The following is a 26,874-nucleotide window of genomic DNA, read 5'->3' as shown; positions in this document are numbered from 1 at the left end:
GAACACTATGGTGAACTCTACTGCAGAGATTCGGCAACAGTCGATTTCACTGCTGAAAAATGACAAGGCAACAATTTCACCACCGGCACCCGCCGGTGGCTCTGTTTCCGCTGTTCAGGACACGGCACCGGCGCAACGCCCGGCTGTTGTAAAAGGCGGATACACGGCAACCAGCGAGTTATTCTCGCAGGGCCAGCAACAAGTGACCCGGGGTCAGATTGCGTATCAGAGTCTGGTCAGCGTGGGCCGTGATCTACAGGGGATGAAAAAAATCCTCACTCAGATGCTGGGCAGTTCGACCGCGATTACCCAAGGCCGTGTGGACCAGCTCCAGCGCCACCATAGCCACATACAGCAAACGCTGAATGGCAGTCGGTTTGATGGTGAACGGGTGCTGGACAGTCAGCTTCAGTTTCAGCCCAAAGGCGATCCCAAGCAAAGCTTTACGGTGAACGGGCTGAACCTGGTACGCCAGCGACAGCAGAGTGAGCAGCTTCACCTGACGGTACAGGATCGCGGCACGGCGCTGCTGACCTTTGATGCCTCGCAAACCGATCGCCAGCTGACCCAGCAAATAGACAAAGCAGTCATTCCGCTCGGTCTGCGGGCGGCTGCCACAGAAAGCGGCGATGTGATCTTCTCAACCTCTCAGTCGGATTTTCAGACCTTAGGCCAGCATGTCACCATCAGCGGGCAGGGCCACCGTTACCCGGCCGGTCAGCCGAATCGCATTAAAGTGCAGCCCGAGCCACAGGGCATTGAAAGTATCTCCCTGAAACTGGCAGACGGTGAGCAAATTCGCCACACCATGCGCCATGTCAATCAGGGGTTGCAACAGATCCAGAAAGGGCTGGATCAGTTGAGAAACTTCCAGGCCGATCTGGACTCGAAAGTCGGCAAGGCGATGGCCGGCCAGTCTGCTGAGCGCATTGATACCAAGCTGCAATCGTTGCAGGACACCCGCTCCTTTGCTGCCGCCTTCCAGGTGGTATCAGCCCAGGCGAACGTTCACCGTCATACTGTGGTTGCTTTGTTGAAGTAGCGACTGTTTTGTTGAAGACACTAGTGAAAGGAAGCTCAGCTTCCGCCTGAGTGGATAAGTTTTCCCACCATACTGAATAACGGTCTGCACAGCAGGCCGTTCTTTTTTCATAGGCAGTGTATCTGCCTGCACAAAAATCTGTGCAAAGCCACAGATATGCATGTAAACACATGATATTTAGTGAAACTTAACTCATATCAAAATATGATGCTTGCCTTAAATAATACCTACCATCAAAACGCTAAACCCACTTCGTGACTTGATTGTCAGGGGCGGTAACATGTCTGGCAATGTCTATCGGAAACGGCACTGCGGTACCGAGCTGGACGGCGCGGTGGTGCAGGAAATGTTATGCGTACAACTTAGGAAGCAAATTTATGATCACAATCCGAAAGGCGATTAAGTCAGATGTTCAGGCAATTTTCGATCTCAGAAGTCGTGCGATTCTTGACCAATGTTCAGCATACTATTCCTTAGAGCAGTTAGCATTGTGGACTCAGAGCGGAATAACGGACTCATTAATCCGGGACATTATCGAAACATTCTATGTTTCAGAAGCAGATGATCGAGTGATTGGTTGCGGTAAGCTTACTGCTGCTACGGGTATGGTCGATGCGATTTTTGTCGATCCTGATTACTTTGGTAGAGGTGCTGCAAAGCAAATGCTGGCATTTCTAGAGGAGTTAGGCAAACAACATGGCCTGTCATTGCTAAAGTTAGAATCGACGTTGAACGCAGCGCCTTTTTATCGCTCCTGTGGTTTTATTGGTGAGGCGCTTTCTACTTATCATTCTCCAAGAGGCGTGAGTTTGGATTGTATTCCAATGGAAAAACCCCTGACAAAATACGTATAACAGAGATGGGTAAGTGAGCGTTAACAGGACAGTCTCGTTATGAGTTTTCAGCGGAAATGAATATGGAAATTTTAGTCAAACATCTCGAACCAGGAAATAGTGAACATAAAAATCTATTTGAGTCTTTGTTCAGAGAGTATCTTTCCGGCTTTTCTGTAGCGTTTGATCCTGCAGTCATTGAACAATTGTTTGCGTTGTCCTATTTTCACGGTTTTATGAGCTTCATTGACGACAAGCCTGCAGGTTTTGCTGTTTGCTTTGAATCTTTTTCTACATATCGATTGCAGAGAGTCATGAACATTCATGACTTTATGGTTGCGAATCGCTGTAGAGGTAAAGGGGTAGGTAAGGCGCAACTTCATGCGATAGAGCAGTATTGTCGCGATAATCACTATCTGAAAATTACCCTGGAAGTGGCCGATGATAATATTGCTGCTAAAAAACTGTATAGCTCATGTCAGTACGAAGATTACAGGGTAGTTTTGAAAGGTCAGCAACATTGGCAGAAATATCTGAATAATCGGAAAAAGCATTAATTTAACCTGCAGCCCGTCGCCCTTAGCTGTGCATGAAAGCTGTTTGATTGCTAAGGCATGAACGATTTGCCTGTCATTCAAGCGTTTTCTCGGCACTTCATTGATAACGATGTTGATAAAAATAAGGGTTGGCAGGTATGAGAGATTATTTCAGTGTGATCAAAAAATATGCGGATTCAGAAGGCAGGGCTCGTCGTCAGGAATATTGGATGTTCTGCCTGATGAATGCGCTGATAAGTTATCTGTTTTTTTTCATGGGTGAGGCCATTAACGATGATTATGCACTTTTCGCTGTGTATACCAGCCTGACTGTAATCCCTTCGCTCATGGTTACTGTACGCCGATTGCATGATACCAATCGTAGTGGTTGGTGGATGCTGGTTGCTTTTGTACCTGTGATTGGCGCAATCATTGGTCTCAGTGTCATGATGGAAGCAGGGACTTCGGGTGAGAATGACTATGGTCCAGACCCGAAAGCGGTGCCTGCTTTAATTTAATACGTGTAAAACAAGGAGAGTGACGTGTATCAGAAAGTCATCGTTTTAATTGCCGTCATCTTTGCTGTTTCTGGCTGTAAAGATCGTGATGAAATATATGCAAACCCACCGCAAGAGTTGCTTCAGCATGTGGAGACCTTGCTTCCTGCCGCAGAAAACTATGTTCGCGGCAATGAAGCAGAGGCATTGGAGAAGGGTATGCCATTGGATGCAAATCAGTTGAGGATTGCCTCTAGGGTTGGTTTGAAATCGCCGGAGAAAGTGCGTGTTTATTATGTCGATAAACTCCCTTTTCCTGATGATCCTGATCTGGCTGCGTTAGCCAAAAAGTATGGCTACAGTTCCCCTTTAACGGGTGCGTATACTTATGGTTACGGACTCTGGATTAAACGCTCAGAGAAAGACAATCAGGAGCTGCTGGCACACGAGCTCATTCATGTTCGTCAGGCAGAGCAGATGGGCGTAAGGGAACAGACTAAACAGTATTTACTACAATTGTTTATTTACGGCTATCGCGATGCGCCTATGGAGCTTGAAGCCTACCGTGAAGCCAGCCAGTATTTGTGAGCACTGAATCTGTGATGGTGCTGCTTCAGTCGATAGGTTATAGCAATGTTGAAATAATAATCAGGGAGTGATTGGAATTCAATTCCACCATCAGGAAAAAAGACATGGACGAAACAGTAAAAGCAAAGTTTGACAGTTATCCGGCACATATTAAACCTGTGATGCTAAGCCTGCGTAGTGTGGTGTTAGGTGTTGCTAAAGCCCATGAGCTGGGCAATGTTGAAGAAGCACTGAAATGGGGCGAGCCCAGCTATCAGGTGAAAGGGGGCAGCCCGGTCAGGATGAACTGGTCACCTAAAGATCCTGCACACTATTTTCTCTACTTTAACTGCAATACCCGGTTAGTGGATACTTTCCGTGAAGTATACGGACACTCGCTGTCTTTACAGGGTAACAGGGCTATAGTGTTGAATGTTGCTGATCCTCTGCCAGCAGCGATTGTCAGTCATTGCGTCGAGCTGGCGTTCAATTATAAACGTCTGCGTCATTTACCACTGTTAGGTGTGTAACTTAAGGTAAACAGTGATCCGCATCATTGAATATTGCGATGCAGTAACAGCAGCCCTTTTTGCCGACTATGCTAATGCATGCTCACGCTTGGTCGGTTTATCAGTGAAAACCTGAGTGTTTGCCAGTGTGAGTGTTTTACCGTCATAGTCTTTGAACCATCGGGTAACTTGTGCCGTCTGGTAAATAGGAGGATTCATCATGAAAGCTGTGTTTAAACCCGGCAACAATATTGCAATGAAGATACCTTCGCATGAGTATGAGAAAACGCTGCATTTTTATCGTGAAGTGATTGCCATTCCGGAGCTGGCTCGTGAGAAAGATACGGATACGCCCCGTTTTCAGTTTGGCGATAAAACGCTGTGGCTCGATAACGTCCCGGGTATCAGCCAGGCCGAAATCTGGCTCGAAATTGTGACTGATGATATTGCCGCTGCAGCAGAGCACCTTGCGAGTCACAAGATTGCCCGATGTGATGAGATTGAACCTTTGCCGGAAGGATTCGCCGCATTTTGGGTTGCCAGCCCTTCGAATATTATTCATCTGGTATCGCAATCGGACTAAGGCCGTTCATTATGATTTAGTTAACAAAGCCCAGATATAGTTGAACTTCTATTGAGTCGAGCGCGAACGGTTGGTGTATGGTACCGACTCAATACCGTGTGAATAATTAATGGGATCCCTAAATGCGAGGTGAAACTTGCTATTACGTTACAAAGGGTGATTTACAAAATAATTGAAGCTGCTGTCTTCGTCCCTATTCCTGACGAATTTGGGCCCAGACTCGAAAGTTTTTCCACTGAAATCACAGTTCAACCTATGATTTAGAGTTTTCCTTGAAGAAGGAACTAGCATAAACACTAGAGTTAACGTGGTCCCACGACACGAGTGGACTCATCAGCTTTAGCTTTACTGTACATCAATGTTTCCAATTAACTAATGTAATCTGCTCAGACGTGATTACAAGTATTTGGAATCATATCTGACATAACATCTGAGGTTATTCTTTTGAGGTGCCGTACATGCGTGTTGCAGCATTCAACGTCGAAAACCTATTTGACCGTGTTAAAGCCTTTAATGACGAAACTATCAATACTCACAATGACATTCTCGATGCACATGCCGCATTAAATAAGTTATTTGAGAAAAAGTTATATAGTTCCACCGATAAAACCAAAATGTTGGAACTGATGGGTAAGCTCGGCATCTTGAATAAAGATGAGGGACCCTTCGTTTGGCTCCGAAAAATACGCGGCAAGATTGTTGTGCGTCCTAGAAAAGGCTCTGTCAGAATCGAAGCGAATGGCCGAGAGGACTGGGTCGGTTGGCTTGAATTGAAGACAGCGCCTGTAGATGAGAAAGCCATCACGATGACAGCACGTATGATTCGTGACATGAGTGCTGATGTTCTTGCTTTGGTCGAGATCGAAAGTCGACCTGTGCTGATCGACTTTCACGATCTCATCTATGCGCCACTATCAGGCCATCGCTACAAACACATGATGGTTATCGACGGCAATGACCGACGCGGTATTGATGTCGGTATTATGGCCAATGACGGATTCTCTATTCCTTCAATGCGCAGCCATGTGGATGAGGAACACAATGACAAGAAAGTTTTCTCAAGGGATTGCCCAGAGTACATTCTTGAAACACCCGGCGGTGAAAAAATCGCAGTGCTGCCAAACCATTTCAAGTCAAAGTATGGCGGGAATAATAAGGCATCAAGAGATAAACGAGAAGCACAGGCGCAATTTACAGCACGGTATTATGAACGCTTGTTGGCTGATGGAATAGAGAACGTGATCGTTCTGGGTGATCTGAACGACACGCCCGATAGCAATGAGCTTCGACCACTGCTTAATACCTCGCTGAGGGAAGTGACAGAACATCCTGCATTTACAGAATTCGAGTTTTTTGCTTCAACTGGTGACCGCGGAATTGGCACGTTAGGATCGGGCGCTGACAGCAAGAAAATCGACTATATTCTGCTTTCTCCTGCGTTGTGGGCCAAAGTGCAGCGTGGTGGTATTTTCCGCAAAGGTATCTATACAGCGTCTGGGCGTTGGCAAATGTACGAAGAACTGACCAAGACGCATTATGCAGCCTCAGATCACCATGGTATCTGGGTCGATCTTGATCTGACCTAATCCAGTAACTTTCCGATCATCTGATACATCTCTGTCTGGCTATATGAGCAACTATAACGAGGAGGAATGAACATGCCGATACATCCATATGGCGTCTGGTGTGCAAATGCTGTCCGAGTTACTGCAGAAACAGCGCAAGACGATCCTGACTCACCACATATCCATCTTTTTTATGAAGATGGTCGCGGTGAGGAATACCGTGCGTCGATCAATGTGAAGTCGAAGGGCTCTTTATCAGAGCTAGCTTATTATCGATTTGATAATTTCCAGCACCCTATCTTGACTGAGATTTCTGGGCTTGGGATGGGGTGGCACGAACTGGATAAAAAACCGGGAGGTGGGGCGCTCGACTATATTCGGGGAAACCTTCTTAACTTTGAAGACGGCATTCTGCTGCCCCATGATATTCCGGGTGTGGGTAATGATCTTCTGGACCTGATTATGCCGATTCTACGGACGGCTTCTTCTAAGAAATCGAAAATTTACCTATTTGGCGAACCTTATAGCGATATGAAGGGAATTCACGATGTTCATATGAACCAAGGAAGTGCAGGCCGCTTTGCTCAGTATAACGGTGTTTGGCAAGACGGAGGGGTGATAATCGAAGATGCTGATACGGGCCGACACATCGCATTGTTTTTGGCCTTTGGTTCGCAGGCAATCCATACTGACGAAACGACTGGCCATGCCTTGCCGAATTCGCAGGTCGTGGCAGAGATTCTTGGTCATACCCGTCCAGAGCCAGGTGATGGCGACATCCTGCCACCAAGAGCTGATGATATCGACATTATTATGGATGATCGCCGTGTCGCTATAGTCGGTGCGCTTGTGAATCCTGAAGGCCCAGAGGGGCAACCAGAGTATGTCGGCAAGCCAGAACTCGTTTATCTGATGAACCGGAGCAAGTCAGGTATTTCGCTTGGCGGTTGGAAATTGTTGAACCAAAATGATGAAGCACACACACTTTCACAAGATATTTGGTTGGCTCCGGGCGAAATTCGTACTGTCACTCTCGGGAGTGTACCTTTATCGAACAGGGGAGGTTTAATCTCTTTGCTTGACCAAAATGGGCTGAAAGTTGATGGCGTGAGTTATACCAGAGAAGAAGCCAAAAAATCAGGCGAGGTGACGCTCTTTAGAGTCTGATTATCATTTTTGCGTTAATGATGACTTCAGAGACAACTGACAAGTAATGCCAGTTGTCTTTGTGCAGCAGAGCATCTTGCGAGCCACAAGATTGCCAGGTGCGATGAGATTGAACCTTTGCCGGAAGGATTTGCCGCATTTTGGGTTGCCAGCCCTTCGAATATTATTCATTTGATATCGCAATCTGACTAAGCGTCGCTCCCGCAAATAACACCGGCTGGCTGGGTACTTGCCTGTTGTACCTGAATGCGGGCAATATGGGCGGATTGAACCAGTAAGGTGGATTATTCATGGTTGTTTGGCCCGCGGTGTTGAAATATGAGGGTGATCAGGAGCTGAGTGTTGTTGCTGATCGCCATACTTGGGAGTCGGATTCTGATTTGCATTGCTTTGGCTTTCAGCCGGGTGATGCGCTGATTGATTCAGCCGGGCAGGTGTTTCGTCTTTTGAGCCTGCGCCCTGGCGACACCAGCTTAGAAAAGACGGAACAGACAATGCGCCTTGATGAGATTGTTGAGATCATCAAAGCGCATCAGTCTTGTCTGGGAGCATGTTGTGCGGCTAAGGTGTCTTTTGCCTCTGTCGCAGAGGCTATCAGTGCTTTATAGAAAGCGCTCTTAAAAAAGTGCGATATAAGACAGTGCAATACAATATCCCGGCTAGCCGCACGCGCAGGGGCTGATTATTTTATTCCCAGCCAAATACCGCATCGTAGGTTTGGCAATTACTGACCAGAGTTTCCGTATCTTCAAGGTAGAGCTGTTGCTCAGCCGATACCGGATAAGTCAGCCATTCTGAACACTGAGCACTCTGTCCGTTGCCGATCACCAGTTTGCTGCCTGGCTTCAGCTCACACCGTGTCATTTTGTCCAGCGGCGACCATTGGTAGCAGATTTCGTACCCAGCCCGGTATTGAGCCACTTTGCCGTTTGGCTGATTTGCCGCCCACCAGGCACCAAACTGGCTGTTCGGGTTGGTGCTGTTCCAGGCCCGAAAGACGGTCAGTGCTTCCCCTTCTTTCACTTTGTACACTTTTCCCTGACACAACTTGCCCTTAGTAGGCTGACCGAGAGAACTGGCCAGCAACTGGGGATCATCGACAAGGTTTAACTTACTGGCCCATGCCGCAGGCGGCTCTGTTGAGCCAATACAGGCACCGGCATCAAGAATGTCCTGAGTAGCGTTGGCGGGATTGGCCGTATCAGTTTGTGCGGTATCGCCCGGAGTTGATGTGCAGCCTGAGAGTGCAAAACTGGCAATAAAGATGGCGGTCAGGGTAAGCCTTGTTTTCATTTCATGATCCTTATGTATCCAACTGAATATGTACTGATTATCGTATCTTGATGATTGCTTTTCTGGACTAACTGAAAGTAAACGATGAATTTGAGAAGCAGATAACAGTTTTTATTTGGCAGGCGGTCAGCAGGAGAGTGCGGAGAGAAAACAGAAGAGAAAAAACCGGAATGCTGGATTCCGGTTTTACAGGTTATTTTCGGGCGTTGACCTGCTTTTTGGTATCAGTAACAGGTGCCGCCACTGTTGATGCCGGAGAGGGCGCGGGTTTAACCGCCGTCGCTGCTGCGGTTGCTACGGGCGCTGCGCTTTTATCCGTAGTGCTGGATGCCTCTGCTGATTTGAGCTGAGTCGGTGGCGTTAGTGGTGCGGTCTCTTTACCGCTTTCTTTCTTGCTGAGATCTGGGGAGGCCTCGGCGGCTTTTACCGGTTCTTCTTTATTGATAGTGACGACTTTTTCTTTATCAGCCGGGTAAGTCTGACCGTGGAAGCAACCGCCTCGCTCAATGCAAATATCATTAGTGTAAATGACACCTTTGGCTTTGCCTTTTTCCAGGATCTCAATGCTGTCGGCGTGGCAGGCTCCTTCATGCAGGCCGTTGATGACCACTTTGCTGGCAAAGATCTCGCCAGACACACGGCCCGTTGCACTTATCGATAACGTTTGTTCGGTACGAATACGTCCTTCGATGTAGCCATCAACCTGGATATTACCGCTTAGTTCGATATCTCCTTTAAAGGAACAGCCTTGTGCAATGATAGTTGCAGTTGAGTGCTTGCTTGTGCTTCCAGCACTTTTACTAAAGAGTCCCATTGGATGCTCCTCTCATGGTTAAACAGATAGTCAAAGTTGTCGGGTCCCCAGTTAATAAAATACTTGGGATTCAAAGCCCGACCCAGAAAACGGACCTCATAATGGAGATGGGGGCCAGTCGAGGTACCACTGTTGCCTGATAATGCAATTAAATCGCCTTTTCTGACGAAATCACCGGTTTTGACTTTGAATGCTTTCAGGTGCGCATACAGAGTCATGAATCCATAGCCGTGGTCAATTTTCATTAAATTGCCGTAGCCTTTTTTACTCGGTCGTACCAGCTCTACCACGCCATCGGCAGGGGAGTGCACTGATGTTCCCGTGTGTCCACTGAGATCGATACCCAGATGACGACGCTTGTTACCGTAAACCGGATGGTTACGCGAGCCGTATGAGGAAGAAATACGCCGGTATTCCATAGGGCTACCGTTAGGTATTACTTTCAGCATGGCGACACGTACCGCCGAGTTCAGTGCAGCTGTATCCAGACGGGTATCCAAAGGTTGTTCCCCTTCGCTTTCAATACCCAAAACGTTTTCCAGCTCATTCACGCGGCCAGAAATCTGCTCCAGTTCATAGCGCCTGTCAGCCAGGTTTTGCTCCAGCGACTGCCGGTCGCTTTCCAGATTAAGAATTTCATCTTTCAGTTCATTGGCATGTTGGTTTAACTGCGATTTTTCCTGTTGTGTCTGATCAACAGCATTCCATAAATACTGAATCGAAAATGCCATGACCACGACGGCGACGATGAACAACAGCAGGGTTGCTATCAGGTTCCGCCGTAAATACTTACCCAATTGAAAATGGTAAGACCCGTTAATCGTTGATATCGAGATAGTGAGTTGATCTTTCATTACGCTAAGCTCATTCGCTTTCTCTAATGCATTAGGCGACAAACTGGATGCAGGATTAACCTTTGCCGGGAAAAGAAGATGTAAAACTGTGCTCCCTGGCATAAGTTCATTAAACGTGTCCTGCTGCCGGTTCTATTACGCAATGAGAAAGAAAAAATACAGAAATAGAATAAAAGCCAGCAATATCGCGGCGAGAGTAGGGTAGATAATGTAGAAATCACCGCTACGTCGTGCGCGTTTGAAACACAGATAGGAAAGCAGTCCGTTGTAGCCTAAAAGCAATAAACTGATTGTCGTCCCTGTATTCAGTGTCATGCTGTGCATCCTCAGCAAAAAATGGCTGAGCAGAAAATAATCCAGCACTATGAGCCAGAGAAATAACTTTTGCAGACTGTCCGGTCGACGTTCACTTGGGACAATTGCGGAAGAAGATGCAGCTCTTTTCATGGGTTAACTTCGCTAAAGTTCTCCAGGTGGCAAAGGGATAATCCCTTTGCCGGTTACTCAATTAAGACGCTTCAATGTAGTCCTGACGGATAACAGGCTGATTAAATTCTGCTTTCTCACGGGCCTGCTGTATCACAGGACCGTCATCGTTAGCCGGTGGCCCTTTGAACAGTGTTTCCACCATTCGGGCAGCCACTGATGTGAGGACAAACAACTCAATACGTCGGTTTTCGCTGGCTTTCGGTTCTTCAGGGTTCAGCGGCGCACGATCAGCCATGCCAGCAACCTGCAAGACATGATTTTCAGGCGCTCCGCCGACAATCAGAGTCTGGCGAGCTGCATTGGCGCGTGAAGCCGACAGCTCCCAGTTTGATCTTTCGCTGAAAGTGCCGCTGTAACGAACCGCATCTGTGTGGCCACTGATAATCAGCGGATTCTGAATCTTCTGGAAAATGGGGGCCAGTGCCAGTAATAAATCCTCAAAGAAAGGCGTCAGCTCGCTGCTTCCCCGGTGGAACATGTTCTGGCGGAAGTCGTCCTGCAAGACAATGCGAAGTCCTTGCGGCGTCACATCGACATGCACGTTTCCTTCTGCTGAAACCTGCTTCGCCAGTTCCTCAACCACTTGCGCCAGTACTTTCAGTTGTTCCTGAGTTTCATATGTACCCTGAACCAGTGCATCAGTTTGTGAACCATCGCCATTTCCGTCGTAGAAGGAGGTGACAGTCACAGCAGCATCATGCGAGCTGAGGTCCGCCGCTTCACCGCCCAGATCGATAGGAGACAGGCTGGTGGAGGTATTAAACGGATTACCTGAAGCCTGATCGAACAAACTGGAGCTGTTGAGATAAGCAACGATCGCTTGGCGTTCCGTCTTGTCGACAATGGCCAGGATCCACAGCACAAGAAACAGCGCCATCAGGGCTATCATGAAGTCGGCAAATGCGACTTTCCATGCCCCTCCATGCCCTGCTTCATGCGAATTGCGGCGTGCTCGTTTGATGATGATCTGATCGTGCCGTTGCATTATGCCTCCTGCTCAGACAGCCATTTTTCCATGTCATTGAAGCTTGGCTTCACATCAAGCTGAATGTGTTTACGACCAGCATCTATGGCCAGCAGAGTAGGCTTCTTGGCCACATAAGCGACCAGTGTGGCCCGGACACATTCAAAGGCGGTCATGTCACGTTTAACACGTTGCGACATGGCATTACTGGCCGGGTCAAGTACACAGTAACAACCGAAAATACCGAGGAATGTCCCCACCAGTGCGGCGGCAACTTTGTAGCCAATTTGCGCGATAGAGCCGTCGATGAACTGCATAGTGATAATGATGCCCATCACTGCCGCCAGAATCCCGAAGCCTGGCAGGGCCTCAGCTGTACGGTGCAGTGAACGAGAAGGCAGCAGAAGGTCATCTTCAATGGCCATGATTTCCTGCTCCAGCAGAGCTTCAAGCTCATGGGGTGACATCTGGCCCATGGCCATTAGTCGCAGGTTATCGGTAATGAAAGCCACCAGGTGGCTGTCGTCTTTGACCAGCGGATAACGTTCGAAAATCTCGCTGTTTTGAGAATCTTCTATGTGGCTGTCCAGTGATTTGAAACCACCGTTACGTATGGTTTCCAGCAACAGTTGCATCAGACCCATCAGCTGCATGTAGTATTCTTGTTCGTTTTTGCGGGGCTTCATTATCTGGCGAAACTGAATACGCATTTCACGAATAACATGTGGTGGGTTGCCTATGATGATAGAGCCCAGTGCAGCACCGGTAATAATAAGAATTTCAGCAGGCTGCCAGATGGCCATCAAAGTACCGCCGGCCCATAGGTAACCGCCGAAAACACACAACAGAATGACGATTGCGCCGGTAAATTTTTGCATGTCAATTTGCTCCTATCAGCAAAGATATTGATTCAGTTGTTTCAGTGCCTGCTTATGAAGCTGGCATACACGAGGCGGTGTCAGGTTCAGCACCAGTGCAATTTCGTGCAGGTTCATATCATGTTGATAGAACAGGGTCAGCAGAAGCTGTTCACGCGGTTTGAGCTTGCCAAGCGCCGCCGATAGCGTACGGCGAATATGTTCATGACGAACCGATTCACCGCCGTCATGGTTCATCGAAAAATCGGAACCGCTTTCAAGCAATTGATCCAGGCTTTGCATTTCGCTGGCCATAGAGGCATTCAGGCGCTGCAGATAATCTGCCTGGTCCGTGCCTAACGCTGCGATGATTTCGGCCTCCGATGGCTGGCGGCCGAGTTTTTTCATTAAGTCGCGGGTAACGTCATTCAGTTCATGCGCCTGCTGACGGGTTTGGCGCGAGCGCCAGTCAAGACGGCGCAGTTCGTCGAGAATGGAACCACGGATCCGGCATACGGCAAAAGACGGGAAATTGGGGTCTTCCACGTTACCGTAGCGACGACCTGCTTCCAGCAGTCCCATCAGACCGATTTGCTGCATATCTTCCAGACTGCAGTGGGTGCTGACATGACTGCGTAGCTGATTGACAACACGTTTGACTAAGATCAGGTGATCACGGATCAGCTTATCTTCGTTCACTACCGGGTTGTTACGCCCGGTGTCGTGTTTTTTCTCGTACTCTTCAGTCGGGTTGATATCTAGCATAGGCGCCTCACTGAATCACATATTTGGTCAGCAATACATTGTCGATGGCGCGGGCATAACGTGTCTGACTGAAAGCGTTCAGTAATGTACCTTTGACTTCATCCTGAAGCTCTTCAATCGTCCGTTGGTTCTGCAGTTGCTCATAGGTTTTATTGCTGAAGAGTTTGAGCAGGGCATTGCGTACAACCGGCATATAGTTATCGATACCTTCAATCGCTTCTGCGTTACGTGTTTCCAGCGCCAGTTCCATCATGATGAAGTGCGTTTGACGCTCGCCTTTCACCGACAGAACCAGCTTTTCCAGCGGATGGAAAATAGGATCGGTATTCTCTGGTTGGCTAAAGGGGAGACTGAAACTGGCACCGCCTTCGCCCTGATGACTTTTGACGTACCAAAGGGTACCGCCAACACTGGCAGCTGCGACCAGTACGCTGGTGATCAGCATGATGATAATGATCAAGACGAGATTACGCTGGGTCATGTAAATGGCTCCTCATCAGGCTCTGGTTGATAACCAATGGCCTGAATCTGTTGTTGTTATCTGGCTGTCATCAGCCTGATTGTTGGCAAAAATAACGGGTTGTGAGTCTTCTTGTGTATGTTCTTGCTGCTGACCCTGACGGCCATCACCGACATTGACATCAACATGAACAAAATTCTGTTCCTGTAACTCGGCTCTCAGCCGCTCAGACACCTGAACCAGCGCATCACGGACGGCCGACTGGCTGGCATGGATTTGAACACTGAGACGATCGCCATCCATACGAACAGTTAAATCCAGTTTGCCCAGGTCAGGCGGATCCAGACGAATGCGTGCTTCCTGCAAATTCTGGCTGGCCTGCAATTGCACTCTGTCCTGCAGTACCTGGATCATCTGCTCTCCCCATTTACCTTGCTGGCTCTGAGGGAGTTTGACACTGGCCCATTCTACGGGAGCCGCGGCGTTTTGAGCCTGTTGGGATGAACCGGATTGCAAGGCTGCAGAGTTAGCGGCACCGTCTGCAGACAGTCCTGCAATCAGGGTTTGCAGAGAAGGGGCTGTGCCGGCGCTGCGGGATTCAACTAATCCTGTTAACGCGAGATCCTGCTGAGCCGGTGACTGGCTGCGTTGCTGCAGCAGGGCAGTAAAGCGAGCGTTGTCGGCTGACTGTGTACTGACAGCCTGGCTGTCTGTCGGTGCTGCGGGTGTTGCGGTAGCGCCGGATTGCATCAAGTGCGTTTCTCGCATGCCGGTATTCGCGGACGCTGAAATGGCGTTTTCTGCAGTACTGACCGCCGCTCCGGGCGCCCCGGTATTGGTTGCCGAGCTTGCTCCCAGCTGCTTTTCGGCCTGCGCCAGCAGATTGGCAATGATGTCCGCTGCCGCGGCGGGAGACAGTACCGGATTGCTGTCCGGCTGCTGGTCTGACAGTTCGGCAGCATCGGCCGTGTAAGAGGTCTCAGTAATGGCTGCTTCCTGTTTGTCAGTGGCGGCATTGGATTGCAGCGTGTCACTGAAGTTAGAAGCAGTGCCATCATTGGACGGTTTGACTTTGCCGGAAAGCATGTCCGCCGACTCGTTGTCACTGTTAGCCAGTTTGGAATGTGAGACGATAGTGTTCATTAAAGCTCCATATTCATGGCCATTTGATATGCCAGAAGTCCTTCTTTTCCTTCACCGACGGCATTCATGTCTTGCTGTAACTTTTCTTTCGCTGCATTGACCGCAGCGATGGCTGCCTGATGACTGCTTTTCAAATGGGCAAGCGCCTGAAGATAATCTTCAGTCAGATGAGTCCCTTTCAGATTCCGCAGTACTTTTTGTAACGTCTGATCAAGCTGCTGAAGGCGAACCCAGTCGCTATCAGTCACGGTGCGGTCAAGATGCTGTCTGAGAGCCATGAGCTGGCTCACTGTGATGTTAGACATGCTGACCAAAACCTTCCCATCCCTCACGGACGTTAGTCATGACATTTTCCACCGTTGCCAGGTGTTCGACTTTGTTCTGGGAACTGGCCTTAAAGAGCTCGCTGATGCAAAACTCGTAAAGGTCGTGAAGATTGGCAGCCAGCTCGCCACCTGCTTCAACATCCAGCGCACTGTCGAGACCAATCAGGATGTTCATGCACTTACTGATGCCTTTCCCTTTGGCTTCCAGACGGTTGGATTCGATGTGACCTTTGACCCGGACGACTTCATCCAGCAGGCCGTCAATCAGCATGATCACCAGTTGGTGAGGGTTTGCTGATGCGGCCTGGGCATCCAGATCGACGCTTTGATACGAATCAAAGCCCGAGTTTTGCATTAGCATGGGTTAACTCCTTTAAATCGCGAATAATCCGCTTGTTTGCTGCATTTGTGTCATCAACTGGTTCATCTGAGTGAACTGGGCGAGATAACGGTCGTAAGACATCTGGTACTTGCGCTCCAGATTGGACATTTTGTCGTCAATACGGCTGATATTTTGCTGAAGGCTGTCTTTGCGGTTTTTGAAGACGCCATCAGAGAACGACAGGTAAGGTTTAATTGTTGCTTCCAGCGAGTCGAACAATTTATCGGTGCCGTTGAACATTTCGTTCAGTGCTGCCGGATCAGCGGCCTGGGCGGCTTCGAACTTGTCATTGTCGATTGCCAGTTTGCCGTTTCGGTCAATACTGACACCTACTGAATACAAGCTCTGGCCGTTGTAAGACTGACGGAAAATACTGCTGATCTGGTTTTCCAGAGAACGGATGGTGCCGTCGCCGGCCAATGGGCCACGTTTTTCATCTTTTGAACCGACCTTGGTGTATTTGTCGATTTCAGACATCAGCGCGTTATAGGCATCCACCATTTTGTTCAGTTGTTCTTTGGTGGCTTCTTTATCAGAACCCACAGTGATACCGATTGGCTGGTCACCACTGGTTTGCGCTTTAGAAACGGTCAGATCAACGCCGTCAATCACACCTTCAAAGGTATTGGAGCTGTTGGTCAGTTTCAGGCCAGTGCCTTCAGCACCCAGCCAGATCACCGCATCTTTAGGTGTGCTGATATCCGTGCTGTTGGCAAAAGCGTTTTCGAAGTTGGCATCACCTGTACCTGTCACGTTGACAGACACTGTATTGGCGACACCGGTTTCCTTGCCGGACAGCATGAAGTGGGTTTCGCCGTTGGCGCGAACCAGTGAGGCGTTCACACCCGGGTTGTTTTCATCAGTATTGATAGCGGCGACCAGTTCCTGAAGGGTGGCAGTGCCATCGCTGTCAGTGTCCACGGTCGCCAGATCAAGCGTCATGGTATTGCCATCCATGGAGATAACCATACTACCTGCAGCAGGAATGGCTGTGTCGGCTGTGGTACCTGCGCCCAAATCAACACCCATCTGATGAGAGGTCGCGATTTGCTCGACAAATACCTGATACTCACCCGCCAGCGCGCTGGCATTGACACTGGCACTGATGTTGCCTTCCTGCGAGAAAGTGGCACCATTTTTTACCACGCTGTCATTCAGGCCATTCATGTCTTCTACTGCAGTTCGGAATGTCCGTAACGCAGTTTCAACTTTGCCGTAAGCAGAAATCTGGCTTTGGTATTTATCAGCCTGAGTCTGAAAACGTTGCTGAAACGGCTGAATCTCATAGGTGGCCAGCTGTGTTGCCATACTGATCGGATCGATGGAACTCATGGAAAAACTCCTATATTTATGACTACTAAAGCAATTAGTGTGCCACTGCGTTAATTGGTTGAAATTATTGGAATTGTCATGGTTTTTCCACGTAAAGCGGAAGCTGGATTTCCGATTGGGTTTCCGCTTTGTCTTCCGTCTGGCAGTGATTGCTTCCAGATGGAAACTGCTCCGCTTCAGCAGGAAACAGACAGGTGAAGCCAACTCGCTTTGCAGGATCACCTTGTCGCCTATGCAACAATCCCTATGAAGTAGGGCGGCGAATTGGTTGGGGTCATTAAGAAGTGCAACGGGAAATCAGGGACAGGGGGGAGAGCTAACGATAAAGAACCGGAAACCCGGGGGTTTCCGGTAACCTTGGTGTGGAAAAATATCAGGGGGAAACATCCCCCTGTTGTTGGTGAGTCAGCGCAGACTACTGCGTTGACGCCTTAAGTGTCACCCCAGAAAACTGGCGATAGCCATCCAGCATGATGGAGTAAGTGCCCGGTGTGGCCCCGGCAAAGGTACAGACTTCGTTATTTCCGTTCCGGTATGGACGGCAATCCCAGTTTTGCTTGCTGGCCTCCGAGCCAAATGACACATAGAGATCAACATCCCCCGAACCACCGGATGTGCTGATCTGCAGTGTTTTCTGAGCGGGCAGCTCGAAGCTATACCGAATCTGACTGCCGGTTGCACCGGACAATCCGTTAACCGGTACGCCATCTTTGAGCTCGTTACCTGTCGGCGGCGGTGGGGTTCCGCCTGTAGCATTGGCCATTTCAATGGCGTAGGCGAGACCCAGCTTAGTGAACTTCACCGCATGTGAACCTGTGGGATCTGAGTTCTGCAGCGTGTCGTTCGGTGTGTGGATCATAGGGTTGTAGTCGTTGAATTTTGCTTCAAAGGGCATAGCTGCAGAATAACCGGCTTTATGCCATGAAGCGTGATCTGAACAGGCATAGCCGCAGGTGTCGAACCCGTAGGTTAAGCTTGGCAGATATTCATCAACCAATTGGCTCAGGAAAGTGGTCAGATTACTGTCTGTGTAATCAGTAATAAACACAATATCTTCAACCGAGCCTTTGTAGTTGGTCATGTCCAGCTGCAGAGCAGAGATAACCTTTTTGCCTTCCGCTTTATATTGGTTGGCCAGATCCTGTGAGCCACGTAATCCCACTTCTTCCGCAGCATAAGCCATAACGGCAATACTACGTTTAGGCTGGAAATTGTTTTCCGACAGCACGCGAATAATTTCCGTTACGCTGGCGATGCCGGATGCATCGTCATCGGCGCCGGGTGCAATACTCTGCTCATTGGTGTGCGAGCCGATCGTGGAGTCCAGGTGACCGCCCAGTACGATCCATTCATCCGGCTTTTCTGATCCTGTTATTGTGAATACGACAGATTTCTGGTTGTAACCAAAGTGCGAAACTTGCTTAACGCTGGCATTGGGCAACGAAGCACTCAGCGAACGCCATTCACTGGCCAGCCAGTCAGATGCTTGCGCACCTGAAGTGGTGGTATAAAAACGGTTGATGAAGCTGGTCAGTGAACTGATTGTGCCGGTAATGGCTTGTGAACTTACCTGAGGCAACCAGGCATTGACTGTGTCTTGCTGGCTGATGTCAGGAATCTGAAACACCGCGAGTGACTGCGGTATATTGCTGGCGGCAATGGCACTTTCTGCCGAGGAATGGACCATGTATCCGCCGCAGCGCTGATGGTCCTCATGCATGTGGTGCGATAACTCAGCCAACTGGCTGTAATCCACTTGTCCTACCCACACCGGCCCGCTGCTGGCCAATGACTCTGGCAATATAGCTTGCGCTTTGTGCTGCATGACAGATTTCACTGTCTGGCTGGCATCCGACCCGATGGATATCCAGACTTTGTCCTCAGCATATGCCTGACTGCAGACAGCTGAAATGAGTAAAGCCAATAACGTTGTTGTGTTTTTCATATTCTCCTCCCTGGAGATTTTTGTTAAACCAACAAAACTTAGGCCAGTTTGGATGGAAAGCGAAAGTATCCTTTTTCATCAATGCGTAACGCAGGGTTGTCACAAAACTATCAATAAAGTGTTTGGCGCCGGGGGAGAATGAATTATTCATGATGAACTGCTTAGTTACGGCGTTTCATTAACGTTATGCGCAGAAATTTCGGGTAGATATGGAGAAAAATATTGTTGAGATTGATTGATATTAGATTTCAATTTTGCGAGCTATGCGGAAAAGCACAATGCTGTTGAGTGCAACCTCCTCTCGGACAGTTGTGACTGAAAAGGGACTTAAATGGACTTAAATGGACTTAAAAGGACAGTCACCTTTAGAACCATATCAAGGTAATTTTTTGTTTTTAAACACCTATCAACATGTCTGAGGTGATGTAATAAATTTGAGTCCGATTGTTTTGAACTGTTAGTTTTTGCGGGAATGTAGGAGATGTCTGCACATTGCACCTGATGCAACCTGCACATGAACCGTCGTTCTGGTATCACTGAAATTGAACTGATGCCGAGTTGAGTTTACGCGTTTGCGGCGAAATGCGATCTGCCATAGAGTTTGTGAAGTAGATTGAATTGCAATTATACGCATACTGCGTTTAGGCTTTATTGTAATTTTTTGTTTGTCAGGCATACCAGGCATGCAAAAAAGCACTTGTTTTATTCCTCTATGGTATTCACTCGGAAGATTTAACCCTGCTATATAGCTTTCAACTCAAAGTACGTATCGCGGGTGTTCTTTGTCTTTCAGGTAAATGCTCAGGCATCGTTTCGGTGAAACGGAGGCTGGGCATGACAATCACGTTTAAGGAGAGTTACGTGGAGCAATACGCTTACTCAGTTCAATTTAATAAGATCGAATGTATTTCAAAGACCAACGAAGGTTCAGCACACGATGAAGTGTACTTTGAAGTACGGACCTATTCGAATCCGTCAAATCCTGATGAGTTCGAGCGAAAATACTATTACCACGACAGCCCACTGGAAATGAATCCATCCAATGAGGACGGTCATCGGAATGTTGATATTGTGGTTCCGGCCAGTGGCTTGCACAAGATTGAATTCCAGCTCTGGGAGCGGGATAAATCAGATATGAGCAAAGGAAAGGACGATGACCTCGGCACGATGACGATTACGCGTGACACAGCGAAAGTCACGACGTCCGACATTTGCAATGAAATTGATCAGCCCTCACATGATAAATACGGCAAGTACAATATCTATTGGCGGGTGATGAACAAACCTCTGCCAAGTCTGCGCGTGCTTGGGATTTACTGTGAAAAACAATCCTGTGGCTGTAATAAAGAAGTGATTGATACCGTTGCTGATTATACCTCTCAGGCGGAAGCTGCGGCAGCTGAAGTGTTAGGTGAAATCAAAACGCCAAAGGCACAGCTGATGTCTGATGCCTTTAATGCTGCATCTTACGTGATCAAGTTTGAGGCGGCGTTGATCGAATGGCTTGCGAAAATCATTGAAGGCGATGATGACGTGTATATCCAGCATCTTGACGATGCGCAAAGCGATCCAACGGGTGGTGCCTTCTGGCCGGAGTCGGGGTCGAATATCAAAATGACGGACGAAGACCAGTTCGCTTTTGTTGAAAGCGAATCCTATTACTATCGATTCCCGCTGGACCGTGGGCCAGTCACAATCAAAATCCGTGACAGAGACCCAATCAAGAAAGACATCGATCTGGGAGCACTGACGATCGACGAGAGTCAGTATAATACGTTGAAGGATTTGGGGGCTCAGGTGGTTGTCCTTTCCGGGATGGGAGATACGAAGGCAGGAGAGCAGGGCGCGATTTACTATCTTTGTTACAGTGTGGGTGAAGAAGATTACGCGAAAGCGCCGACACCTGAAGCACAGGGATACGCGACGGCCTAATTCCTCAATCACCCGAAAAGAAATGAAAAGAGCGCTTCAAGCGCTCTTTTTTTTCATGAAAATCGGGCGGGCTTAAAGGGGCTTAAAGGGACAGTCACTTTCGGGGTTACAAGGACAGTCACTATGGGCCTTTTGGGTCATCGGCCTGAAAAAGGTAGTGTGCTTTGTGTTGATATCACCGAATTGCTGTTAAAAGCATCTTAATAATATTGATTTACAGTTGTTGATATCAACAGCGGCTCTTTTGTCTCTGGTCTGATTTTCAGGAGAGTGTAGCGTACATATGACATTCAATGTGTTGTGTGCAGAGAGTTCAGTGTAGCGGGTCAGGATTATGGAATTTGTAAAGCGGTTCGCCGTTGCCTGTTAAACTTGGGTAATGCTGTTTGAATTGCAGCTGCAGAACCAATGAGTGTGCATTTTTTTATATTTGTACAAACATCCAGCCACGAATCAGCCTTGATGCCAAGTCGCTCAAGGATAGGAAGCTGAGCTGATTGTATATGTCCGGACTTATCTCCTCTGACTTGTTGTCCTGTCCAATCAACCAGTTCAAGATAATCTGCCAGGCTAAATGGCAGTCCTTCCGGCATATCGTTTCGCGGATTACCGGCGAAGGGAAAAAGAGATGGGGCCGTTATCTGATCTTTCCGATGCGATTCTATGCGTGCTTTCACTGAAGTGAAGCTGGAGGCTTCTGGTGTGTCTGCGATTCCGGCTCGTATGGGGTTTAGATCAACGTATGCCATAGCAGCAGCCAGGGCTTTTTCATCCAGTAATGCCTGGCTTTTGAAACGTCCTTCCCAAAAGTGGCCGGTGCAGTTATCTTCACGATTAGCTTCGCTTGCTATGTATTGATTCAGCAGGCGCATGAACCAGCTGATGGAACAGAGCCTTTCCCGCCAGGTCTGGATGATGGCTAAGCAAGCATTTTGCTCGATCTCAGATAAGTTTTCGCTTTTTAAGAACTGTTGAATCAGCATGGGAGCACGATGTAAGGTGAGCCAGCGATCAATGACTTCGTGATTTGATAAGCGATAGGCCTGATCTTTGTTGATATGCAGAACGACATGGTAATGATTGCTCATGATGGCGTAAGCACAAACATCAACACAGAATACACTGGCAATCCGTTTCAACCGTTTTTCAACCCAGCCCCGCCGGTGTTCATAGCTGGTTTGGGTAAGTTCGTCATATCCGCACAGAAATGAACGCCGAACACAGCGGGAAACACAATGGTAATAGGGCGTTGCTTCTACACTAACGAGTTGGCTACGTGCTGTTGTCATTGGTAATGATTGATTGATACTGGATGAATTTACAGTATATGTATTTGAGCGCAGACGAAAGGGATAAGTTCAGAATTTCGGGCCAGGTATGAAAATCATGAAATTGATGAAGTTGTATTTTTCTTAATGTGTCTGTCCTTGTAGGAATGATGTGTAGGAGAATGACTGATAGGCTGGCTGCGTGCTGCTGTTTCGTAATATGTCTGTCCTGATAAGAATGGAGTTACTGGTTAACATGCCTGTCCTGATAGGAGGCTCACGTGTCTGTCCATATAGGAGGGGAAAGCGTCAGCATCATTCAAGGTGGGACATTCAGGGGGGAGACGAAAAAAAGCCCCGAAAATCGGGGCTTTGAACATTGGAGTGACTTTGACTAGGTATCTGAGACTAATCAGTTGATTAGCGCAGCAGAGACATTGCCATGCCAGACAGCTGGTTAGTTTGAGACAGTACAGAAGTACCGGCTTGCATCAGCATCTGGTTCTTAGTCATGTTAGAGGTTTCAACAGCGAAATCAGCATCCATGATACGGCCTTTCGCAGCAGAGGTGTTCTCAACCATGTTGCCCAGGTTAGTGATGGTGTGTTCCAGGCGGTTGATGTTCGCACCCAGAGCAGCACGTGCGCCACCGATGGTGTCCAGAGAAGTCTGGATAGTGTCCATTGCAGTCTGTGCAGCAGTTTGGTTAGCCGCTACAGTTGCGCCTGTGTCACCGAAGGTACCCAGAGAAGCGATAGTACCACCTGCTTCCAGCATAGTTACTGCTGCGCCAACTTTACCATCGATAGAAGTAGCGAAGTCCAGAGTTTCAGCAGAAGAACCACCGATTTGCAGTACGATACCGCCGCCTTTCACGCCCGCTGCGTCAAACACAGTTTCGCCAGCGTACTTAGTGTTGGCCATTACGCTGCCCAGCTCGCTGGTCAGCTCAGTGAATTCTGCGTACAGAGCTTCCTGATCGTTGACTGAGTTAGTACCGTTCGCTGCCTGAGTAGCCAGGTCGTTCATGCGGTACAGGATGTTGCTTGCTTCGTCCAGTGCACCTTCAGTCGTTTGCATCATAGAGATGCCGTCCTGAGAGTTGCGCATTGCAACAGACATGCCGCGAGTTTGAGATTCCAGGCGGCTTGCGATTTGCAGACCAGCCGCATCGTCAGCAGCAGAGTTGATACGGTAGCCAGTCGCCAGACGCTCCATGGCCGTGTTCAGCATGTTGCCTGTGCCGTTCAGGGTGTTTTGCGTAACCAGAGATGCGTAGTTGGTGTGCATTGATAGAGCCATGAAAATTCTCCTAAGTATTGCTTCTTTATATTGGTTTATATCGGCACACAAATCAGTTTGTTGTTCTGTGTGGCCGTTATTCCTACTCGCTAATATGAGGCGGAAGAGGCTCTGAGAACATTAATCAGAAAAGTGAAAAAAAATGATTTCATCTTGATGTTTAGCGGTTTTTTACCTGGATTTTATGAGATAAATTGATTAAAAATCAGTAACTTGATTTTTATATGGAATGCTAAAATAAATTTTGAAAAATTTGCTAAATTCACAGTTTCCAGCTGTAAAAGCCATGGTATGAGGTTTCAATTTTATTAAACCGGGCAATGAAATAATCAGCCAAGGTGCTGGTTAGAGTAAATGGTCTATACCTGAATGAGTGAAGGATTAGGTAAAGACAGAAAAGAGCCAGGTAAATAGGTAACAAAGAGTTGTGATCGAGATTCAATATTTGGCGGGCAACAACAAAAAGCAAGACGCCAGCTGAAGTGCTGGCGTTGTAAATTCTGGCGTTATAAATACTAGCGTTATAAATAACAGTGTTGAGGGGGCTATTTAACGAGTTTAAATTTTCTCGGTGCGGAGAAGGAGGTGGGTATATCGCTGATGTACCCAAAATAATAACCCGCACCCAGACGGCGGAAGCGGATCAGATCGTATTGAGTGGCCACGCGTCCGGCGACAAACTCGACATGGCACTGTTTCAAAAAGCGGATGACCGGCAGTAAGCCTTGCTTGAAACTGGTGTCTTCATTGAATTGGGCAATCTTGATGGCTGCGGGTGGATGCGTTTCCAGCAGAGGGAGATAGGCGGTTGGCAGCCTGATATCCACCCAAAACGCCGGGCAGGTGTCATGTAACCAACCCAGCAGTTTACCTAACTGCCCGGTATCTGAATTGGACTGAAAAAGCTGGAGGCAGGGCACGACATCCTGCATCGCCTGGCTATGGTGTTCAAACAGGGAAGATAAAAAATGCTGGCCGGGTTCCCATTTCAGCAAGGTTTCCACCTGCAGGGGCACAACTAACGGATTAATCAGGCTGGCATGAATGGTTTCTTGCTGAAATTTAATGTGCCTGACAGCCAGCAGCAGCCCGAACAAATCCAGCGCATAACGCATCTCTTCAGACAGGTCGAAACGGTAGACACTCTGCTCGTTATTGCTGCCGAACCGTAAAGTGAGGTGCTGGAATGTGACCTCGTTGGTTTCTGTGTGTCTTATCGGCTGACAGACATGACGTATATCATTGTGCTGCATGGCCTCAAGCAGAATGTGATCATCCGGAGTCTGGGCTGCCTGAATCAGCAGCCCGCGTGCATGCTCGCCTAACGCGGCATCGGTAAACAACTTAGCCAAGGTTTCCTACCACATTGATTTGCTTGTGTTCTGGAATCTCATTATATGACAAGACAGCCAGACCTTGTGCAAAAGTACGCGCATAACGTGACAGAAGTGGCCGAAGTTGTGGCATCACCAGCAGAACCGGAGGCAGGTTTTGCTGCTTAAGCTGCTGTTTGACTAATGGCAGGTTTTGCTGGAATTGCTGAAGGATATTGGGCTCAACCGGAAAACTGTCCAGCATGGCCTGGCCGTTTGACTGTGCCTGCTGCAAAGATGTCAGCAAAATTTGCTCCAGATCATCAGACAAGGTGTACACGTTCAGATCTTTGCGGTCACCGTTGATCAGGTTGACTAAAGTGCGGCGTAAACTACAACGCACATCGGCGGCCAGCAAAATAGGATCTTTGGTATTTTCTGCACTGTCGAGCATGGTGTTGGCTATGGTGCGTATGTCTTTGACCGGCACCTGATCCTGCAGTAAGTGACGGAACACCTTGAGTTGCTGAGCCGGTGTCATGACATTGCCCAGTGCCTCGGCCAGTTTCGGTGCCTGCAGCGACAAGCGGTGGATCATGTTGTCGACATCATCATGGGTGAACAAATCGGCCAGGTTGTTTTTCATTACCTTACTCAGGTGCGTAGCGATGACGGTAGCGTCATCAATGACCTGATAACCCATATTCAGTGCTTTGGCTTTGTCGCCGGGCTCAATCCAGACGGCCGGTAACTGATAGGCCGGGTCAGTACCCAGTATGCCGTCAATGTCACCGTAAGTTTCACCCACCGCAATGGCCATCAGGCGATCTGGTTCAATTTCACCTTGTTCAACTATCTCACCCTGTACGGCGATGGTGTATTGGTTTGGCCGCAGGCTGAGGTTGTCCTGAATACTGACTTCAGGCAGCAGATAACCCACTTGCTCGGACAGTGTTTTACGAATCCCCCGGATCCGCTGCGACAGCGGCGCGCCCTGATCTTTATTGACCAGATGGACCAGGCGGAAACCCAGGTGCAGCGAGAGGCTCTGAACATGCGGAATATCATCCCAGGCCAGCACTTGATCGCTTTCACGGCGCATGGCGTAGCCAAGTTGTTCAACCTGTTCCAGTTGATCGTCATGGGTGGGTGATTTGAGTTGTCGCCAGCCCGAATAGGCCAGTACGGCAGCGAATGCGTAAAATGCCAGATGCGGCATACCCGGCACACTGCCGACAATCGCCATAATCGCGGCGGCAGTGAACAAAGTGGTTGGGGAAGCGAGCAGCTGATTGCGCATCGACTCAGCCATGTCGTCATCGCTGTCATTGATACGCGTTACGATAATCGCCGCTGAGGTGGCCAGCAGCAGGGACGGGATCTGTGCAACCAGACCGTCACCGATAGTCAGTAAGGCAAAGGTTTTGAACGCTTCTGCGCCGGTCATATCGTATTCGAACACGCCAATGCTGATACCACCAATAATATTGATGAACAGAATCAGCAGGCCGGCGATGGCATCACCACGGACGAATTTTGACGCACCGTCCATCGAGCCGTAGAAATCGGCTTCATTGGCGACTTCTTTCCGGCGCAGCTTGGCACGTTCCTGATCGATCAAACCGGCATTCAAATCGGCATCAATGGCCATTTGTTTACCCGGCAAGGCGTCGAGGGTAAATCGGGCAGCGACTTCTGAAATCCGCTCGCCACCTTTGGTGATGACCACGAAGTTGATGATCATCAGAATGACAAAGACCACCATACCGACGACATAGTTACCGCCGATCACCACTTCACCAAATGCCTGGATCACTTTACCGGCCGCATCGCCGCCATTGTGACCTTCAAGTAACACTACCCGTGTGGACGCTACGTTCAGCGTCAGACGCAGCAGCGTAGCCACCAGCAAGATGGTTGGGAAGATAGAAAAATCCAGTGGTCGTTTTGCCGTGGTACTGACCAGCAGTACCATGATTGCCAGCACTATGTTGAAGGTGAACATGGCGTCCAGCAGCATAGGGGGCAGGGGCAGCATGACCATGGCCAGTATCATGAGCAGAGCAGCAGGAATACTGATATAGCTGCGCTTTAAATGGTTAAATTTAGGTAGCCTGTTTAACATGGGTTTGATCT

The 26,874-nt window shown here is 48.6% G+C and carries 29 protein-coding genes; 11 read left to right on the top strand and 18 right to left on the bottom strand.

Features of this window, described 5'->3' with window-relative positions; translation table 11 throughout:
* The first annotated feature begins 7 nt into the window (after nt 1-7).
* From L6J37_RS05935 to L6J37_RS05910, 6 genes are all read left to right on the top strand, one after another.
* Entirely contained in the window at nt 8-1,042 is a 1,035-nt protein-coding gene (locus L6J37_RS05935) for a flagellin (protein ID WP_192016531.1), read from the top strand.
* 377 nt (nt 1,043-1,419) lie between these two features.
* Entirely contained in the window at nt 1,420-1,896 is a 477-nt protein-coding gene (locus L6J37_RS05930) for a GNAT family N-acetyltransferase (protein WP_192016532.1), read from the top strand.
* 62 nt (nt 1,897-1,958) lie between these two features.
* A complete protein-coding gene (locus L6J37_RS05925) occupies nt 1,959-2,432 on the top strand; it encodes a GNAT family N-acetyltransferase (protein ID WP_192016533.1) in 474 nt (157 codons plus the stop codon).
* A gap of 137 nt (nt 2,433-2,569) precedes the next feature.
* Nucleotides 2,570-2,929: a DUF805 domain-containing protein gene (locus L6J37_RS05920; RefSeq protein WP_192016534.1), complete on the top strand. Its 360-nt coding sequence runs from the start codon at nt 2,570-2,572 to the stop codon at nt 2,927-2,929.
* A 24-nt stretch (nt 2,930-2,953) separates the two neighbouring features.
* A complete protein-coding gene (locus L6J37_RS05915) occupies nt 2,954-3,496 on the top strand; it encodes a DUF4157 domain-containing protein (protein ID WP_192016535.1) in 543 nt (180 codons plus the stop codon).
* Nucleotides 3,497-3,600: 104 nt separating this feature from the next.
* Nucleotides 3,601-4,005: a DUF1801 domain-containing protein gene (locus L6J37_RS05910; RefSeq protein WP_218384772.1), complete on the top strand. Its 405-nt coding sequence runs from the start codon at nt 3,601-3,603 to the stop codon at nt 4,003-4,005.
* A 66-nt stretch (nt 4,006-4,071) separates the two neighbouring features.
* Here L6J37_RS05910 and L6J37_RS21305 read toward each other — a convergent pair whose 3' ends face one another.
* The gene (locus L6J37_RS21305) at nt 4,072-4,206 is read right to left on the bottom strand and encodes a hypothetical protein (RefSeq protein WP_255557992.1); all 135 of its coding nucleotides are present in this window, start codon (nt 4,204-4,206) and stop codon (nt 4,072-4,074) included.
* Between L6J37_RS21305 and L6J37_RS05905 the strand changes: the two genes are divergently transcribed.
* The 4 genes from L6J37_RS05905 to L6J37_RS05890 all read left to right on the top strand — a co-directional run bounded on the left by L6J37_RS05905 (nt 4,205) and on the right by L6J37_RS05890 (nt 7,907).
* Nucleotides 4,205-4,567 (top strand): VOC family protein, encoded by a 363-nt coding sequence (locus L6J37_RS05905; protein WP_218384770.1) that lies wholly within the window; start codon nt 4,205-4,207, stop codon nt 4,565-4,567. The genes L6J37_RS21305 and L6J37_RS05905 overlap by 2 nt on opposite strands.
* A gap of 458 nt (nt 4,568-5,025) precedes the next feature.
* Nucleotides 5,026-6,153, top strand: a complete 1,128-nt coding sequence (locus L6J37_RS05900) for an endonuclease/exonuclease/phosphatase family protein (protein WP_237794484.1) — start codon at nt 5,026-5,028, stop codon at nt 6,151-6,153.
* A gap of 72 nt (nt 6,154-6,225) precedes the next feature.
* On the top strand, nt 6,226-7,299 hold the full coding sequence (locus tag L6J37_RS05895) for a DUF2278 family protein (protein WP_237794483.1): 1,074 nt from the start codon (nt 6,226-6,228) through the stop codon (nt 7,297-7,299).
* 290 nt (nt 7,300-7,589) lie between these two features.
* Nucleotides 7,590-7,907 carry a DUF4144 family protein gene (locus L6J37_RS05890; protein WP_192016539.1) on the top strand — a complete coding sequence of 106 codons (318 nt, stop codon included), beginning with the start codon at nt 7,590-7,592 and terminating at the stop codon, nt 7,905-7,907.
* Between the two features lie 79 nt (nt 7,908-7,986).
* On the opposite strand, the gene L6J37_RS05885 is transcribed toward L6J37_RS05890, so the two are convergent.
* The 13 genes from L6J37_RS05885 to L6J37_RS05825 all read right to left on the bottom strand — a co-directional run bounded on the left by L6J37_RS05885 (nt 7,987) and on the right by L6J37_RS05825 (nt 18,923).
* Nucleotides 7,987-8,592, bottom strand: coding sequence for a hypothetical protein (locus L6J37_RS05885; protein WP_237794482.1), 606 nt, complete (start codon nt 8,590-8,592; stop codon nt 7,987-7,989).
* Nucleotides 8,593-8,785: 193 nt separating this feature from the next.
* Nucleotides 8,786-9,406 carry a bactofilin family protein gene (locus L6J37_RS05880; RefSeq protein ID WP_237794480.1) on the bottom strand — a complete coding sequence of 207 codons (621 nt, stop codon included), beginning with the start codon at nt 9,404-9,406 and terminating at the stop codon, nt 8,786-8,788.
* Nucleotides 9,310-10,260: a peptidoglycan DD-metalloendopeptidase family protein gene (locus tag L6J37_RS05875; RefSeq protein WP_192016542.1), complete on the bottom strand. Its 951-nt coding sequence runs from the start codon at nt 10,258-10,260 to the stop codon at nt 9,310-9,312. The genes L6J37_RS05880 and L6J37_RS05875 overlap by 97 nt, the downstream gene beginning before the upstream one ends.
* Nucleotides 10,261-10,395: 135 nt before the next feature.
* Nucleotides 10,396-10,707, bottom strand: a complete 312-nt coding sequence (locus L6J37_RS05870; protein WP_081669253.1) for a hypothetical protein — start codon at nt 10,705-10,707, stop codon at nt 10,396-10,398.
* A 61-nt stretch (nt 10,708-10,768) separates the two neighbouring features.
* Nucleotides 10,769-11,734: a flagellar motor protein MotB gene (locus L6J37_RS05865; protein WP_192016543.1), complete on the bottom strand. Its 966-nt coding sequence runs from the start codon at nt 11,732-11,734 to the stop codon at nt 10,769-10,771.
* Nucleotides 11,734-12,591, bottom strand: a complete 858-nt coding sequence (gene motA, locus L6J37_RS05860; RefSeq protein WP_027252369.1) for a flagellar motor stator protein MotA — start codon at nt 12,589-12,591, stop codon at nt 11,734-11,736. Before motA ends, L6J37_RS05865 begins: the two co-directional genes overlap by 1 nt.
* A gap of 15 nt (nt 12,592-12,606) precedes the next feature.
* Nucleotides 12,607-13,335 carry a FliA/WhiG family RNA polymerase sigma factor gene (locus tag L6J37_RS05855; protein ID WP_192016544.1) on the bottom strand — a complete coding sequence of 243 codons (729 nt, stop codon included), beginning with the start codon at nt 13,333-13,335 and terminating at the stop codon, nt 12,607-12,609.
* 7 nt (nt 13,336-13,342) lie between these two features.
* Nucleotides 13,343-13,816, bottom strand: a complete 474-nt coding sequence (locus L6J37_RS05850) for a flagellar basal body-associated FliL family protein (protein ID WP_192016545.1) — start codon at nt 13,814-13,816, stop codon at nt 13,343-13,345.
* A 15-nt stretch (nt 13,817-13,831) separates the two neighbouring features.
* A complete protein-coding gene (locus L6J37_RS05845) occupies nt 13,832-14,938 on the bottom strand; it encodes a flagellar hook-length control protein FliK (protein WP_237794477.1) in 1,107 nt (368 codons plus the stop codon).
* On the bottom strand, nt 14,938-15,243 hold the full coding sequence (locus L6J37_RS05840; protein WP_237794474.1) for a hypothetical protein: 306 nt from the start codon (nt 15,241-15,243) through the stop codon (nt 14,938-14,940). Before L6J37_RS05840 ends, L6J37_RS05845 begins: the two co-directional genes overlap by 1 nt.
* Nucleotides 15,236-15,625, bottom strand: coding sequence for a flagellar export chaperone FliS (gene fliS, locus L6J37_RS05835; protein ID WP_192016547.1), 390 nt, complete (start codon nt 15,623-15,625; stop codon nt 15,236-15,238). Before fliS ends, L6J37_RS05840 begins: the two co-directional genes overlap by 8 nt.
* 12 nt (nt 15,626-15,637) lie before the next feature.
* Entirely contained in the window at nt 15,638-16,978 is a 1,341-nt protein-coding gene (fliD, locus tag L6J37_RS05830; RefSeq protein ID WP_218384762.1) for a flagellar filament capping protein FliD, read from the bottom strand.
* A 415-nt stretch (nt 16,979-17,393) separates the two neighbouring features.
* Nucleotides 17,394-18,923, bottom strand: a complete 1,530-nt coding sequence (locus tag L6J37_RS05825; protein WP_192016549.1) for a M28 family metallopeptidase — start codon at nt 18,921-18,923, stop codon at nt 17,394-17,396.
* A gap of 861 nt (nt 18,924-19,784) precedes the next feature.
* On the opposite strand from L6J37_RS05825, the gene L6J37_RS05820 reads away from it, so the two are divergent.
* On the top strand, nt 19,785-20,855 hold the full coding sequence (locus L6J37_RS05820; RefSeq protein ID WP_237794473.1) for a hypothetical protein: 1,071 nt from the start codon (nt 19,785-19,787) through the stop codon (nt 20,853-20,855).
* 332 nt (nt 20,856-21,187) lie between these two features.
* Here L6J37_RS05820 and L6J37_RS05815 read toward each other — a convergent pair whose 3' ends face one another.
* The 4 genes from L6J37_RS05815 to flhA form a co-directional block, all read right to left on the bottom strand.
* Nucleotides 21,188-22,144, bottom strand: coding sequence for a transposase (locus L6J37_RS05815; RefSeq protein WP_237794471.1), 957 nt, complete (start codon nt 22,142-22,144; stop codon nt 21,188-21,190).
* A 399-nt stretch (nt 22,145-22,543) separates the two neighbouring features.
* Nucleotides 22,544-23,425: a lateral flagellin LafA gene (lafA, locus tag L6J37_RS05810; protein ID WP_192016552.1), complete on the bottom strand. Its 882-nt coding sequence runs from the start codon at nt 23,423-23,425 to the stop codon at nt 22,544-22,546.
* A 545-nt stretch (nt 23,426-23,970) separates the two neighbouring features.
* A complete protein-coding gene (locus L6J37_RS05805) occupies nt 23,971-24,777 on the bottom strand; it encodes a hypothetical protein (protein WP_237794468.1) in 807 nt (268 codons plus the stop codon).
* Nucleotides 24,770-26,863, bottom strand: a complete 2,094-nt coding sequence (gene flhA, locus L6J37_RS05800; protein ID WP_218384754.1) for a flagellar biosynthesis protein FlhA — start codon at nt 26,861-26,863, stop codon at nt 24,770-24,772. The genes L6J37_RS05805 and flhA overlap by 8 nt, the downstream gene beginning before the upstream one ends.
* Between the last annotated feature and the right edge of the window lie 11 nt (nt 26,864-26,874).

This window comes from Photobacterium sp. WH77, from assembly GCF_022014395.1.
Taxonomy (GTDB): Bacteria; Pseudomonadota; Gammaproteobacteria; order Enterobacterales; family Vibrionaceae; genus Photobacterium; species Photobacterium arenosum.
This window is presented reverse-complemented; position numbering and strand designations above follow the sequence as displayed.